The organism is Streptomyces incanus, from assembly GCF_042656345.1.
Taxonomy (GTDB): domain Bacteria; phylum Actinomycetota; class Actinomycetes; order Streptomycetales; family Streptomycetaceae; genus Streptomyces; species Streptomyces incanus.
The window spans coordinates 1-14507 of the sequence record NZ_JBHSPC010000080.1 but is presented as its reverse complement, the minus strand read 5'-3'; the positions used below and the strand labels follow the sequence as shown (position 1 = coordinate 14507).

Annotated in this window: 12 protein-coding genes and 2 pseudogenes; 6 read left to right on the top strand and 8 right to left on the bottom strand. The window is 69.8% G+C overall.

Annotated elements, in window-relative coordinates; genetic code table 11:
* Positions 1-116: 116 nt before the first annotated feature.
* Positions 117-752 carry a TetR/AcrR family transcriptional regulator gene (locus ACFP2V_RS24180; RefSeq protein ID WP_381216302.1) on the top strand — a complete coding sequence of 212 codons (636 nt, stop codon included), beginning with the start codon at positions 117-119 and terminating at the stop codon, positions 750-752.
* Positions 753-820: 68 nt separating this feature from the next.
* Here the strand turns inward: ACFP2V_RS24180 and ACFP2V_RS24175 are convergent, their stop codons facing one another.
* Positions 821-1216, bottom strand: a complete 396-nt coding sequence (locus ACFP2V_RS24175) for a winged helix-turn-helix transcriptional regulator (RefSeq protein ID WP_381216299.1) — start codon at positions 1214-1216, stop codon at positions 821-823.
* Between the two features lie 83 nt (positions 1217-1299).
* Here ACFP2V_RS24175 and ACFP2V_RS24170 point away from each other — a divergent pair, with 83 nt between their 5' ends.
* Together ACFP2V_RS24170 and ACFP2V_RS24165 are read left to right on the top strand one after the other, a co-directional pair.
* Positions 1300-2208, top strand: a complete 909-nt coding sequence (locus ACFP2V_RS24170; RefSeq protein WP_381216296.1) for an NAD(P)-dependent oxidoreductase — start codon at positions 1300-1302, stop codon at positions 2206-2208.
* Between the two features lie 26 nt (positions 2209-2234).
* A pseudogene (locus tag ACFP2V_RS24165) lies at positions 2235-2381 on the top strand (phosphotyrosine protein phosphatase); the annotation flags it as partial.
* A gap of 50 nt (positions 2382-2431) precedes the next feature.
* On the opposite strand, the gene ACFP2V_RS24160 reads toward ACFP2V_RS24165, so the two are convergent.
* On the bottom strand, positions 2432-2821 hold the full coding sequence (locus tag ACFP2V_RS24160; RefSeq protein WP_381216293.1) for an ArsR/SmtB family transcription factor: 390 nt from the start codon (positions 2819-2821) through the stop codon (positions 2432-2434).
* 164 nt (positions 2822-2985) lie between these two features.
* Positions 2986-3969: a PstS family phosphate ABC transporter substrate-binding protein gene (locus ACFP2V_RS24155; RefSeq protein ID WP_381216290.1), complete on the bottom strand. Its 984-nt coding sequence runs from the start codon at positions 3967-3969 to the stop codon at positions 2986-2988.
* 325 nt (positions 3970-4294) lie between these two features.
* Here ACFP2V_RS24155 and ligA point away from each other — a divergent pair, with 325 nt between their 5' ends.
* Positions 4295-6385 carry an NAD-dependent DNA ligase LigA gene (gene ligA / locus ACFP2V_RS24150; RefSeq protein ID WP_381216287.1) on the top strand — a complete coding sequence of 697 codons (2091 nt, stop codon included), beginning with the start codon at positions 4295-4297 and terminating at the stop codon, positions 6383-6385.
* Positions 6386-7290: 905 nt separating this feature from the next.
* Entirely contained in the window at positions 7291-8283 is a 993-nt protein-coding gene (locus ACFP2V_RS24145; protein WP_381216284.1) for a phosphotransferase family protein, read from the top strand.
* 554 nt (positions 8284-8837) lie between these two features.
* Here ACFP2V_RS24145 and ACFP2V_RS24140 read toward each other — a convergent pair.
* The 5 genes and pseudogenes from ACFP2V_RS24140 to ACFP2V_RS24120 all read right to left on the bottom strand — a co-directional run bounded on the left by ACFP2V_RS24140 (position 8838) and on the right by ACFP2V_RS24120 (position 12711).
* A complete protein-coding gene (locus tag ACFP2V_RS24140; protein ID WP_381216281.1) occupies positions 8838-9056 on the bottom strand; it encodes an EF-hand domain-containing protein in 219 nt (72 codons plus the stop codon).
* 266 nt (positions 9057-9322) lie between these two features.
* Positions 9323-9463, bottom strand: a pseudogene (locus tag ACFP2V_RS24135) (cation-transporting P-type ATPase); the annotation flags it as partial.
* Positions 9424-10293 carry a universal stress protein gene (locus ACFP2V_RS24130; RefSeq protein ID WP_381216278.1) on the bottom strand — a complete coding sequence of 290 codons (870 nt, stop codon included), beginning with the start codon at positions 10291-10293 and terminating at the stop codon, positions 9424-9426. The gene ACFP2V_RS24130 and the pseudogene ACFP2V_RS24135, both read right to left, overlap by 40 nt.
* Positions 10294-10425: 132 nt before the next feature.
* On the bottom strand, positions 10426-11496 hold the full coding sequence (locus ACFP2V_RS24125) for a zinc-dependent alcohol dehydrogenase family protein (RefSeq protein ID WP_381216275.1): 1071 nt from the start codon (positions 11494-11496) through the stop codon (positions 10426-10428).
* A gap of 531 nt (positions 11497-12027) precedes the next feature.
* Complete coding sequence (locus ACFP2V_RS24120) at positions 12028-12711, bottom strand: TetR/AcrR family transcriptional regulator (protein ID WP_381216272.1); 684 nt, start codon at positions 12709-12711, stop codon at positions 12028-12030.
* 104 nt (positions 12712-12815) lie between these two features.
* Here ACFP2V_RS24120 and ACFP2V_RS24115 point away from each other — a divergent pair, with 104 nt between their 5' ends.
* Complete coding sequence (locus ACFP2V_RS24115) at positions 12816-14402, top strand: acyl-CoA mutase large subunit family protein (protein ID WP_381216269.1); 1587 nt, start codon at positions 12816-12818, stop codon at positions 14400-14402.
* Positions 14403-14507: the final 105 nt, after the last annotated feature.

Genomic DNA, 14507 nt, shown 5'->3' with positions numbered 1-14507 from the left:
TCGTCGGCGTGCGTCAGCCTACTGGTTATTGTCGCAGCGCGACATAAAGACATGGTGTGCCATTACGGCGGAGCACGACATAAAATAAGGTGTCCACAGCGAGCGAGGGGGCCTGCATGACCGGACGAGCCGGTGGCACCACGGGGCGACCGCCATTGACGGAGCGGCGGCGCGCCGAGACGCGCAGGGAGATCGCCGAGGAAGCGGTACGGCTGTTCGCCGCACAGGGCGTGGCGGCGACCACCGCGGAGGACATCGCCTCCGCCGCGGGGATCTCCACCCGCACCCTGTGGCGGTACTTCCGCTCGAAGGAGGAGTGCGTCCGCCCGCTGCTCACCACGGGGCTGGAGGCCCTGGCCCGGGAGGTGCGGGACCGGAACGGCACCGCCCCCCTCGCCGAGTCCGTCCTGCACGCCCACCGCGGCGAGGGCGCGGAGCAGGATCCGCGGGCCCTGCGCGACCTGGTACGGCTGTGCCGGGACGAGCCGGGGCTGCGTGCCGTATGGCTGGAGGCGCACTACGACGCCGAGACCGAGTTCGCCGCGATGATCGCCGACCGCACCGGCCGCACCGCAGACGACCTCACGGTCCGCATGGAAGCGGGCGTACTGAATACCGCGCTGCGCATCGCGGTGGAGGACTGGGCCCTACGGCCCGACCCGACGGCGGGCCCTCCCTTGGGGGACACCGTCGCGGCTGCCTTGCGCCTGATCACCCACGTCTCCGCACCGAAAACCTCTCGGCCCGCCTGACGGCCGTCCGCCCGGCCCACCCACCCGGTCCGCGCGTGCGGCCGCCGTCGCGGTGGCGTCCGGGATGCTCAGCCGCGTGAGGGCCCGGCCACATCGACCGCTTCGGCCACGTCGACCACTCCCTCTTCGGAGCCTTCGCGACGCATGCGCTCGGCACCCCGGACGCCGAGCGGCCCGAGCGCTTGATCAAGCGTGCGCCCGTGCCCGGTCAGGGAGTACTCCACCCGCGGCGGCACCTCCGCATGGACCTCCCGGCACACGAGTCCGTCCTTCTCCATCTCCCGCAGGTGCCGGGCGAGCATCTTCTCGCTCACTCCCGGCAGACCGCGACGCAGCTCGGCGAAGCGGCGCACGCCATGGGCGTGGAGCTCCCAGAGGATCGCCCCCTTCCACTTACCGCTCACCACGTCGAGCGCGGCGTCGATGCCACAGACGTAAGGCCCGCGTCTCGGCGCCCTGACCATCGCCGATCCCCTTACTGAAGGGTAAGTACCGCAGTAAACAGTGGGTACTTCCGAGAAGAGGGGCGCTCTTCGAGCGTGGAGGGGTGAACGAACGACAGAACCACACCACCAGGCAGAACAGCGCTGTCACCATGATCGGGCTCGGCCCGATGGGGCAGGCGATGACCCGCACCCTCCTCACCGCCGGCCACCCGGTCACCGTCTGGAACCGCACCGCCGGCCGGGCCGACGGTGTCGTCGCCGGCGGAGCGACACTCGCGGCGACACCCGGCGAGGCGGTCGAAGCGGGTGACCTCGTGATCCTCAGCCTCACCGGCTACCGGGTGATGTACGACGTCCTCGACAGCGCCACCGCATCGCTCGCCGGGCGGACGCTGGTCAACCTGAGCTCCGACACTCCCGACCGCACACGCGAGGCGGCGACCTGGGCAGCGGGCCACGGCGCCGCCTTCCTCACCGGTGGCGTCATGGTCCCCGCGCCGATGGTCGGCACGGAGGCGGCCCATGTCTACTACAGCGGCTGCGGCGAGGTTCTGGAGCGCCACCTGGCGGCGTTGACGCTGCTCGGCACACCGAAGCATCTGGGCGAGGACCCGGGCCTCGCCCAGATGATGTACCAAGCCCAGCTCACGGTGTTCCTCACCACCCTGTCCGGACTGATGCACGCGACCGCGATGCTGGGCACCGCGGGAATGAAGGCCGGGGAGGCGCTGCCGGTGTTGCTCTCCTCCGCGGACTCGATCGGCGACATCCTGAGAGCAGGCGAAGAGAACCCCGGCGCCGCGCTGGACGCCGGAGAGTATCCCGGCGACCTCAGCACGGTCACCATGATGGGTGCGACGTCCGACCACATCGTGGAGACCAGCACGTCACTCGGTCTCGATCTCGCGCTCCCGTTGGCCGTGCAGGCCCACTACGGGCACGCGATCGAGAACGGGCACAGCAGCGACAACTGGACCCGCATCATCGACAGCATCCGAGCACCGCGCTGACCGGACACGGGCCCCGTGAACATGCCCCGCCCCGCCCCGGCAAGCGCTACCTGGACTGGACGCTGGACGACCTGGCCGGCCAGGGCGTCGCGGCGGTCCGTCCGATCCGCGACGAGATCAGGAAGCGGGTCGAGGACCTGATCGCGGAGATCGCGCCGGAACCGACGGCCTGAGAGCTCGGCCCCAGCGCTCTGCCCGAGCGGATCCCGGCGGGACAGGAGGGTCAGACCGTTGCCGGCTCCTGCGGGCTCACGGGCTCCAGGGCCTCGCGCACCCGGCGCAGCCCGGCGGGGTCGACGGAGTACCAGACCCAGGTGCCGCGCCGCTCACGGTTCAGCAGTCCGGACTCGGTCATGACCTTGAGGTGATGACTGACGGTGGGCTGCCGCAGGCCGAGGCAGTCCGTGAGGTCACAGACGCACGCTTCCCCCTGGGGAGCCCGCTCGATGAGGCGCAGCAACTGCAGTCGCGTCGGATCGGCGATGGCCTTCAGCACGGCGGCGAGCCGCTCGGCCTCACCGCGGTCGATCAACAGGCAGGCCAGGTCCGCCGTACACGCTTTCGGGCCGTCCGACACCGTCTCCGTCCGCACGCCGTACGAAGAGATAGCCATCTATTCAGCATAGGTGCGGGCAGGGGTTCCTCCGGTGCGGGAAGCCAGTCCTTCCCGCCTGTTCACCAGGCGTTCGCCTGCGCCGCAACTCCTCCAACAGCCCGGCACACACCGGGCCATTGGACGCCGGGCGATGGGCAATGGGCAATGGGCGATGCTCCTGCTCAGGACTCCTGCTTCGCCTTGAGGGTGGCGAGGTCCTTGCGCAGTTCGGCATCCTGCTCCGCGTTGAGCGGCACGAAGTTGGCCTTCTCTGCGATGCTCTTGTTGTTCTCGACGTAGTACTCGATGAACGCCGCGACCTCCGGCTTCTCCAGCGAGGACACCTTCGGGTAGATGAACAGCGGTCGCGCCAGCGGCTTGTAGCTGCCGTCCTGAACGGCCTGCGTGGTCGGGGCGACGCAGCCGTCACCACTGTCGATCGCCAGGGCCTTCAGCTTGTCCTTGTTCTCCTCGTAGTAGGAGTGGCCGAAGTAGCCCATGCCGCCCACGGAGCCCGAGACGCCCTGCACGATGAGGTCGTCGTCCTCGTTCGCCGCGTAGTCGGTGCGCGAGGTGCCCTCCTCACCGTTGACTGCCTCGGTGAAGTAGTCGAAGGTACCCGAGTCCGTGCCGGGGCCGAACAGCTCCAGTTCCTGGTCGGGGAACGCCGCATCGACCTGGTTCCAGTTGTCGATCTTCGAACCGGGCTGCCAGATCATCCTCAGCTGGTCCACCGTGAGGCACTCGACGAAGTCGTTGTCCTTGCTCACCACGACGGAAAGGCCGTCACCGGCGACCTGGAGCTCCTGGTACTCGACACCCTTCAGCCTGCAGGCCACCACCTCGACGTCCTCGATCGCGCGCGAAGCGTTGGAGATGTCGGTCTCGCCGTGGCAGAACTTCTTGAAACCGCCACCGGTTCCGGACGTGCCGACGGCGACCTCGACGTCGGTGTTCTCCTCCCGGAAGAGCTCGGCCGCCACCGTCGACAGCGGAGCCACCGTGCTGGAACCGTCCACCTGGACGGTGCCCGACAGCTTCCCGTCCTCACCGCCGCTGCCGTCCGGCCCCGCCTCGGCGCTGCCGCACGCGCTCACGGCCAGCAGTACGGCTGCCGTCAAGGCCAGAGGGGTCTTGGCCCTGCGCAACGAGGTGGGAATGTTCACGTGTCTCTCGATCCTGGTGACCGCCGAGGGTGCCCGGCCATGCCGATGAGGTGCGCGATGCGCTCCGTTGGGACACTTGGATCGAATCTCGCCTATACGAACTGAGGGCATACAAGCAACAACTGGAACATGAACCGTAGGTATCCACCCATATGAATGCATCCAGTGGACGGTGACACAGGCAACGGCCCGGCAACGGCCCGGCGTCGACCGAGGGATCGGCTTTGAGGAATCGGAGCCACTGTCGGCATCACGGCATCGGCAGCAGGTCGGTGCAGGCCGGCGCCCGGGCCCGTTGTCAGTGGTGGGCGGCATGATGCCGGCCATGACTACTCCCGCAGCAGTGATCGTGGATGCCGTCGCCTACGCACAGGCGGTCGAGAACGCGGTGAGCGCGGCGGCCGCCTACTACGAGGGCGGCACCTCGCCGTTGGACGACGACACCTACGACCGGCTGGTCCGCGGGATCACCGCCTGGGAGGCGGCGCACCCGGACGAGGTCCTGCCCGACTCCCCCGCCGGCAAGGTCGCCGGCGGCGCGGTGGAGGGCGACATACCGCACACGGTGCCGATGCTCAGCCTCGACAACGTCTTCTCGGCCGAGGAGTTCACGGCGTGGACGGCGTCCCTGACCCGACGCATCGGCCGTGAGGTCACCCGCTTCAGTGTGGGACCGAAGCTGGACGGGCTCGCGATCGTCGCCCGCTACAGCGACGGTCGCCTCACCCGGCTGATCACTCGTGGGGACGGGCTCGCCGGGGAGGACGTCTCGCATGCGATCGGCACCGTCGTGGGGCTGCCCGAGCAGCTGGCCGAGCCGGTCACCGTGGAGGTGCGCGGCGAAATCCTGATGACGGCGGCTCAGTTCGAGTACGCGAACGAGGCCCGCACGGGCCACGGCGGTCAGCCGTTCGCCAATCCGCGCAACGCGGCCGCGGGCACCCTGCGGGCGAAGGAGCGGCTCTACACCGTGCCGATGACGTTCTTCGGCTACGGGCTGCTGCCGCTGCCCGACACCGACGGCCCTCTTGCCGAGCGGCTGGTGGAGCTCCCTCACAGCGACCTGATGTCCCTGGCCGCCGAGCTCGGCGTGCACACCAGCGCCGCGACCATGGTCCCGGAATCCGTCGCCGAGTCGCCGGAGCAGGTCCTGTCCCGGGTGAAGGAAATCGCCGCGGTGCGGGCCGAGTTGCCGTTCGGCATCGACGGGATCGTCATCAAGGCCGACCTCGCCGCGGACCAGCGGGACGCCGGCTCCGGCTCCCGCGCGCCCCGGTGGGCGGTCGCGTACAAGCTGCCGGCCGTGGAGAAGATCACCCGGCTGCTGGAGGTGGAGTGGAACGTAGGACGGACCGGCATCATCGCCCCGCGCGGCGTCCTCGAACCAGTGGTCGTCGACGGCTCCACCATCACCTACGCCACCCTGCACAACCCGGCCGACATCACCCGTCGCGACCTGCGGCTCGGCGACCACGTCATGGTCCACCGCGCCGGTGACGTCATCCCCCGCATCGAGGCCCCCGTCGCCCACCTGCGCACCGGCGAGGAGCAGCCCATCGTCTTCCCCAGGCAGTGCCCGCGCTGCGGATCGGACATCGACACCAGCGGGGAGCGCTGGCGGTGCGCGCAGGGCCGCACCTGCCACCTGGTCGCCTCGCTCTCCTACGCCGCGGGACGCGACCAGCTCGACATCGAGGGCCTGGGAGCCACCCGCGTCGTCCAGCTCGTCGACGCGGGCCTCGTCGCCGATCTCGCCGACGTGTTCGCCCTCCGGCGCGACCAGTTGCTCGGCCTGGAGCGGATGGGCGAGACCAGCACCGACAATCTGCTCGCCGCGATCGCCGCGGCCAAGGAGCAGCCGCTGTCGCGGGTGCTCTGCGCGCTCGGCGTCCGCGGCACCGGCCGGTCCATGTCCCGCCGCATCGCCCGGTACTTCGCCACCATGGACACCATCCGCTCCGCCGACGCCGAAACGATGCAGCGGGTGGACGGCATCGGATCGGAAAAGGCACCGTCGATCGTCGCGGAACTCGCCGAACTCGCCCCGCTCATCGACAAGCTCGTCGCGGCGGGTGTCAACATGACGGAACCCGGCGCCACTCCGCCTCCGGCCGCCGACACCGGCCCCGACGGCCAGAACACGGCCGGGACGCCCGGGGCGGACCACCCACTGGCCGACATGACGGTGGTGGTCACCGGTGCGATGACCGGAAACCTGGAGAAGCTCTCCCGCAACGAGATGAACGAACTCATCGAACGGGCCGGCGGCCGCTCCTCCTCCAGCGTTTCCAGGAAGACCACCCTCGTCGTCGCCGGAGAAGGCGCCGGCTCCAAGCGCGCCAAGGCCGAACACCTCGGCATCCGCCTCGCCACCCCGGACGAGTTCGCCACGCTGGTCGCGGCCCTCCTGGAGTGAGCTGAACCTCGACACCGCGTCGGCGTACGGGGAAGCAGCGCGTTTTCCTGTCTGTGGCCGCCTCCTGCAGCCGGCCGGCGACGTCCGGCCGACCGGCCATCATCGGTGCGCCGTCCATGGAGGGCTCCAGCCCGCCGATCCCCCGAGGCGGTTCGGAGGTTCTCGGGCTGTGGCTGCCGCAGTGGCAGTCATGGACCTGGCCTTTCACACAGTGCTGGAACAGGATCGACGTGGAGCGGCTCATACCGGGGCGTCACGGGGAGACAGGCAGGCAACCCCTCCTCGACGTCCGGACACGGGTGGGGCCGAAGTGGCGGTCGAGGACACCGAGGCAAACCCGACAGCCCTCAAGGCCCGGCCGCCGAACCGCTGCCGGGTCGCGGACTTCACCCCCCATCGTCACCTGGGCCGGAGTCGTCTGCGTCGCGTTCGTCGTGGACACCTTTCCCGCCGCATCGTCGGCCGGTCGGCGGCCACCACCAAGCACGCCGAACTCGTTCTGGCCGCACGGGAGACGGGGCTGTGGCAGCGCGACCGGGAAGGCAGTCCGCACCCGCCCGGGCAGCTGATCCAGCGCGGCAGCGCGGGCAGTCGGCCCAGCACACCTCGTTCAAACCGGCCCCCCTCTCCAGGGCGAGGGCCTTGCAGCGTCCATCGGCTCGGTCGGCGACGCCTGCGGCAATGCCTTGATGGAGCCCATGACCGTCCTTTCAAAACCGAGTTGGTCAAACCCGGCACGGTTCAGTGTCGCCATCGCCTCCAACGAGTCCTTCGGCGGCTGGACCAAGACCTTCACCAACCCTCGCCGGCACCCGGGCACGCGCGCAAGAGCCCGCCAGACCGGCCGACTTGCTGGAAGGCAGCCGCGCACCGACGGCACACTGGGTCAAGGCTAAAGTCGGCGGATGCGCCAGTTCACGGAGACTGAAGCCTTGTCGGGGATCGTGTGTGAGGCACTGGGGGCGGGGGTCCACGTTGTCGGAGTCGACCGGTTGCGAGGCGGGAGCAAGAAGGGCGTCTACCGGGTCCACGTGGACGGACCACGGGCAGCAAGTGTGATCGTCTACAGCTGGGCCGGGGTCGAGAACTTCTGGCCAGGTGCGGAAGGGATCGACGCGGCGCACCCGTTCGCTCCCGCCTCCGGGCTGATCCCCTTTCTGGCCGCTCAGCGGAGGCTGGACCTTCTCGGGGTCCGGGTTCCGGCGGTACTCCTGGCTGACGACGGCCGACGCCGCTACCCGGCGGATGTGGCGGTCGTCGAGGACGTTGCCGGCGGCACTCTGGAAGCGCTCCTGGATACGGATCCCGCACGGGCGGCGGGTGCCTTGAGCGAGCTGGCAGCAATGCTCGACGTGATGCACCAGCAGCACAGTCAGCAGTACGGCAGGGTGGACGTGCTTGAGCGGGGCGACAAAGCGAGTGGCGTGTCGTGCGAACAGTTGGTGCTTGAGCGTGCCCTCGGGGATCTCGCGGAGGCAGCGGAACGCGACTCCCGGATCGGGTCGGTCGCGGCCCCCTTGCACGATCGCCTGCAGGAGCTGGCCGCACGGGTGTCCCCGCGCAGGGAACACGGGCTGATCCACGGCGAACTCGGGCCCGACCACGTCCTGGTCGACGCCTCCGGGCACCTCGTCCTCATCGACATCGAGGGCCTGATGTTCTTCGATGTCGAGTGGGAGCACGTCTTCCTGCGGCTTCGTTTCGGCGAGCAGTACCCCGCCTTGTCACGCCCTGGACTCGATCCAGCCCGGCTCGACCTCTTCATGCTCGCGATGCGTCTCTCGCTGGTGGCCGGCCCCCTGCGCCTCCTCGACGGCGACTTCCCACACCGCACGCCGATGCTGGGGATCGCCGAGCACAACGCGAAGGAGGCACTGGCCCTTCTGCCGTTGTCGTAACCGAGGAGGCCGTCGGTGACCACGCTTGCCCACTTCCTGACATCACCCTCTCCGGCAGGTGGGCGGGGAAGCCGGGGAATCACGTGACGTTCCCTGCCTCTCGGCCTGCCGCTCGGCCGGCACGGCCGTGACGGCCGAGGTCTCGGCGGGCGGACAATGCGCCAGGGTCGCACACCAGCCCTCGCCGTAGCGCTCGACAGGTCCAACGGGTTGGGGCTGCTACGAGGTCCCTCCTCCAGTCCGGCGGCCTGCTGCCGTTGAACCAGGGGCGTCCAAGGGAACGTCCTTGGGCGGTCCTCCTGCGCACTGCCGCGCAGTGTCTCTCCGGAGGGGCTGAAAACCGGCGTCGACGCCTCTCCGTCTGCTTCGCACGGGCCTCAGTTTTCGGGACGGGCATTTCACGCCAACGGCTCTGCCACAGAGGGTCTTACGAGTCGTGGCTCTGAGCATGCGCTCGCCCGCCGGCGGCAACGCCCGCCGCATCGGCCGAGCACCCGACGGTACGCGGGGCGGCACGGACGGGCCCGGCACCCTCGCGTGCCGGGCCCGTGGTGTCAACGGTTCATGGCCGCCCAGAACTCCTCAAAGGACATCTGGCCGTCGCCGTTGGCGTCGAGCGAGTCGATCAGTTCCTGAGCCTCCGACTCGGTGATCCCGGAACCTTCCAACTCCGCCACGACCTTCCGGTACTCGTCTGCGGTGACCAGGCCGTCCCCGTCCACGTCGTAACGCTCGAAGACCTTCCGCGCCGCCGTCTCCACGATGTCCGCCATGTACTCCGTCTTTCTGCGATCTTCGCTGACGGACCCACACTATCCGTCCGCCCTGGAGCAAACGCGGGCGCTGCCCCAGCCCGCCCGGGACGCCGCCCTCGGTCCGCGTACAGCGTGGCGAAGGCCACGCCCTGACCTGAGCGACCACCGTTCAGGGCGTTCTGGCTGAGCGTCCCGGTCGGCAGCGGCCCGGAGCGGCGCACCGCCGTTGCCGCGGCCGGCAGCACCTTGATCGGCGGATCACGGAGCTGCGCCACCGCTCGTGCGTACAGGGGGACGGCGCGGTCGGCGACCACTTCGTTGGGACCGCACCGAGCCAGTCGACGTGCCGCGTTCTCAGGGCTGAGGCCGCCGGCCAGGCACCGGCTCAGCCGTGCCGGGACTCGGGCACGGTGATCACCGGGCACTCCGCCCGGTGCAGGAGGCCGTGCGCCACCGACCCCAGCCTCATGCCGGAATACCCCCCGCGCCCGTGTCTGCCGACGACGACCACCAGGGCACCGGCCGAGGCGAGAGCCAGTTCCTCCACCGGGTGGCCGCGCACGACCTCCCAGGTGAGCTTCACATCCGGGTACCTCCCTCCCCATCCCGCCACCGTCTCGGACAGGATCCGGCGCCGCTCGTCGAGCCCCGCCGCTTCGTCGCCGAAGGACACGACGGGCCGCCGCCACACCCACACGGCGTGCAGGGCGGCGCCATGCAGCGCCGCCTCTTCCACGGCGAACTCCACGGCGGCTCTCGAGGATTCGCTGCCGTCGACGCCCACGACAAGATGGGGATGCCGCTGCCCCGCCTGCCCCGGCTCCCCGACCACGACGACCGGGCAGTTCGCCCGGGCACTCACCGGAACGGCCACCGAGCCCACGCCGAGGAGTTCCTCCGGCCGGCTGAGCCGACGGGAACCGACGACGACCATCCGGGCCTGCGCCGCCTTCCGGCAGAGCACCACCGACGGCATACCGTCGAGCAGTTCCGTCGCCAGGGGCACTTCTGCGTGCAGCGCCCGCACCGTGGCGGCCGCCTCGGCGAGCGCGCCTTCGCCCTGCAGCCGGAGCATGGTGCGACGCCAGGGTGTGTCGACGTGCTGTCCGCCGGGCAGGGGCGGTACCGCCACCACGAGCCTGAGGGGCGACCGCCTGCGCTCAGCCTCGTCGGTCGCCCAGGCGAGCGCCGGAACGGACTGCTCGCGCGGGTCGATCCCAACGATCACCTCATTGCGTACAGCGGCGTTCTTCATGGCTCCTCCTGTCGCCTCGTGCCGTCATGGGGCACGGACTGCACCGCCGCCGGATCGGCCCCTGCAAGGCCGTCGCGCAGCCACGGGGTCCAGCTCCACGCAGCACACGGCCCAGGACGCCACTCGGTCCTTTCAGGACGCCCGGACCGTCAGGGCATCGTGCTGCTGCCCGCCGAGAACGACCTTGAGCGCACCGGTGTCGACGGCCCGTGAGAAGACGTCGTACGCCTCTTCCATATGGTCCAGCGGGAAAGTGTGGGTGACCATGGACGCCGCGGGCAGACGGCCGGCGGCCACCATGCGCAGCAGCGTGGGAGTGGAGTGCGTGTCGACCAGACCGGTGGTGATCGTCACGTTCTTGATCCACAGGTCTTCGAGGTGGAGTGTCGCGGGCTTGCCGTGCACACCGATATTGGCCACATGCCCGCCCGGCCGCACCATGCGCGTGCATGCCTCGAAGCTCTCCGGCACCCCCACCGCCTCGATGACCACGTCGGCGCCGAGCCCTTCGGTGAGGTCGGCGACCAGTTGCTCGGCTTCTTCACCCGCGGCGGCCACGGCATCGGCGCCCAGGCGCTTGGCGGCCTCCAGGCGGGACGGGGCGAGATCCGCGGCGATGATCTTCTCGGGCGTGTACAGCCGGGCGGTGGCTATCGCCGCGAGCCCGATGGGCCCCGCTCCGACCACGGCGATCGTGTCTCCGGGCCGTACGCGCCCGTTCAGAACACCTACCTCGTAGGCAGTGGGGAGGATGTCGGCCAGCAGAACGGCGTCCTTGCTGTCCACGGCGCCGGGAAGGGGGTACACGGACAGGTCCGCGTGCGGTACACGGACGTACTCGGCCTGGGTGCCGTTGATCAGGTGGCCGAGGATCCAGCCTCCGCCGCCGCGGCACTGTCCGTACGCCCTCTCCCGGCAGAAACGGCAGCGGCCGCACGCCGTGATGCACGAGACCAGGACGCGGTCGCCGGGGCGGACATCGCGTACGTCGCTGCCCACCTCGACGACCTCGCCGACGGCTTCATGCCCGAGCACCGTGCCGGGGCGTACCTCCGGTACATCGCCCTTGAGGATGTGCAGGTCGGTCCCGCAGATGGTCACGGCGTCGACCCGGACGATCGCGTCGGTGGCCTCCTGCAGGGTGGGGTCCGCGACCTCTTCCCAGGCGGACTTGCCGGAGCCGTGGAACACGAGTGCTTTCATGACGATCCCTTCCGGGCACCGGTCGTGGGCAACCCCAGCGACCGGTGCCCTGCGTGCGACCACCCGCGGCCCCTGGAACCGTCGGCGCCGAGGATGACGGGACACCCGCCATGGGGTGGCCGCCTCGAACGGAGTGACCTCGTCTGTCCAGCCTGCCCGTGACGGCTGCCGTCCGCATGGGCAGGCGCTCCCCGTCGCCGGACCGTCGGGCCCGGTAGCGCAGTCCCCGCCACCGCTTGTGCACCAGGGCTGAACCGTCCAAGGCTGGACGTGGGGGGTGCACCGGACGATCCCACGATGCCGCCCGGTAGGAGCCGGCCGCCGCTCTTTCGGCCGCGAGGCCGGGTCGGACCACAGTGGGGGACGTACGGCCTCATGATGCGGGGCCGGCCGGCGGCTGCCGAGGCGGACCGCCCGGGTGTGAACCGGGCGTGACAGGCGCCCCTTCTCGGCGCCGTCGTGCCGTCTCCGCGCAGCGGTGCCCCGAACTGGCGGCTGCGCAGGCCGACCAGTTCCGCTGAACAACCGGGGTCAACGCCCGAGCTCGTCCTCGACGAGACGTCGCAGTCTGGGGAGCAGAACGTCGATGTCCTGCCCGGTCCGGAAGGCGACCACGGTGGTGCCGCGGCCGGGCTCCGGCTGGGAGCCGGGGGCCGGGAAGAGCGCGAGCACCTCGCGCATCGCTTCGTCGACTTCTGCCACCGGGTCGGAGGACTCCCCCCGCAGCCACCGTCGCAGCACATGGTTGTGGGCCGCGACCACGGATGCCGCCATGAGTTCGGCCCGCAGTGACGCCGATGTCGTGGGGTCCCCCATCCAGTCCGCGATGAACTCGCGGAACAGCCGCTGGTAGCGCGCCACGCTGGCGATCTCCCGGTCGCGCAGGGCGGCCACTTTGCTGGTCAGGGCGTACCGCCGCCGGGCGAGGTCGCCCTCCTCGATGTAGTGCAGCAGTACCAGGCGGACCGCGTCCGAGACGGCGACCAGGGCCGTGCTGTGACTGGAGGTCGCCAGCCGGTCCCGGATCAGTTCGAGCAGCCGGTCGTGGTCGGGGAAGATCACCGCTTCCTTGGACCGGTAGTGCCGGAAGAACGTCGTACGCCCCACGCCGGCCCGTTCGGCGATGTCGTCGATGGTCGTCTGCTCGTATCCGTGCTCGTCGAACAGGGCGAAGGCGGCGTCCGCGAGCCGGATCCGTGCGGGTGGCTTGCTCATGGCCGCCCATCCTCCCCTGTCGGGTTGCTCAAGTATTACTTGCCTTGAGCGTATGGTACTCAGTACCGTCCTATCGATATCGAGTACCGCCTCTGGAGGTCCGTGTGGATCACGTTGCACAGAGCGAGTCCGGTCTGCCCGTCCAGCCGGTCTACGACGGCCGGTCGCTGGCCGGGTTCGACGCGGACGCCCAGTTGGGGTCCCCGGGCACGTTTCCGTTCACCCGGGGCGTATATCCGTCGATGTACACGGGCCGCCCGTGGACGATGCGGCAGTACGCCGGCTTCGGCACGGCGAAGGAGTCCAACGAGCGCTACCACGAACTGGTGGCCGCCGGGACGGGCGGCCTGAGCGTGGCCTTCGACCTGCCGACACAGATGGGCTACGACTCCGACGAGGCGGTCGCCCGAGGCGAGGTCGGCAAGGTCGGCGTGGCGATCGACTCGATCGAGGACATGCGCACCCTGTTCCAGGGCCTTCCGCTGGACAAGGTGTCGACGTCCATGACGATCAACGCCCCCGCCTCCGTGCTGCTCCTGCTGTACCAGTTGGTCGCGGCGGAACAGGGCGTTGCAGGCGGCCAGTTGACCGGGACCATCCAGAACGACGTGCTCAAGGAGTACATCGCCCGCGGCACCTACATCTTCCCGCCGAAACAGTCCCTGCGGCTGATCAGCGACATCTTCGCCTACTGCCACAAAGAGCTGCCGCGCTGGAACACCATCTCCATCTCCGGCTATCACATGGCCGAGGCCGGTGCGACGCCCGCGCAGGAGATCGCGTTCACCCTCGCCAACGCCAAGGAATACGTGCGCACCGCGCTCGCCGCAGGCCTGGACGTCGACGACTTCGCGCCGCGCCTGTCCTTCTTCTTCGTGGCCCGCACCACTCTGCTGGAGGAGATCGCGAAGTTCCGGGCCGCCCGCCGTATCTGGGCCCGCATCATGCGTGACGAGTTCGGCGCGAAGAACCCCAAGTCGCAGATGCTGCGCTTTCACACCCAGACCGCCGGCGTGCAGCTCACCGCCCAGCAGCCCGAGGTCAACCTGGTCCGGGTCGCCCTGCAGGGCCTGGGCGCAGTCCTGGGCGGTACGCAGTCCCTGCACACCAATTCCTACGACGAGGCCATCGCCCTGCCCACCCAGAAGGCGGCCCGGCTGGCGTTGCGCACCCAGCAGGTCATCGCCTACGAGACCGATGTGACCAAGACAGTGGATCCCTTTGCCGGGTCCTACGTCATGGAGTCGATGACGGACGACCTCGAGGCTGCAGCGCTGGAGCTGATCAAGGCCGTGGAGGACCGCGGCGGCGCCGTCGCCGCGATCGAGCAGGGTTTCCAGAAGTCCGAGATCGAGAAGTCCGCGTACCGCGTTGCCTTGGAGATCGACAACGAGGAGCGCACCGTCGTCGGTGTCAACAAGTACGTCCTCGACGAGGAGGAGCCCTACGAGCCGCTCCGGGTCGACCCGCAGATCGAGATCGACCAGTGCGAACGGCTCGCGGCGCTGCGCGGGGACCGCGACAAGGACGCCGTCGAGCGCGCCCTGGACGGCCTGCGGGCCGCCGCCCGGGGCGCGGACAACGTGCTGCCTCCGATGCGAGAGGCGCTGCGGCAGCGCGCCACCGTCGGCGAGGTCTCCCACGCCCTGCGCGACGTCTGGGGCGTGCACGTCCCCCACGACACCTTCTGAACTCTCTGACCAGTGACGTCCGGGTGGAGCAACCAGTGAACGACATCGATATTCATACGACCGCGGGCAAGCTCGCGGATCTCCAGCGTCGCATCCACCAGGCGA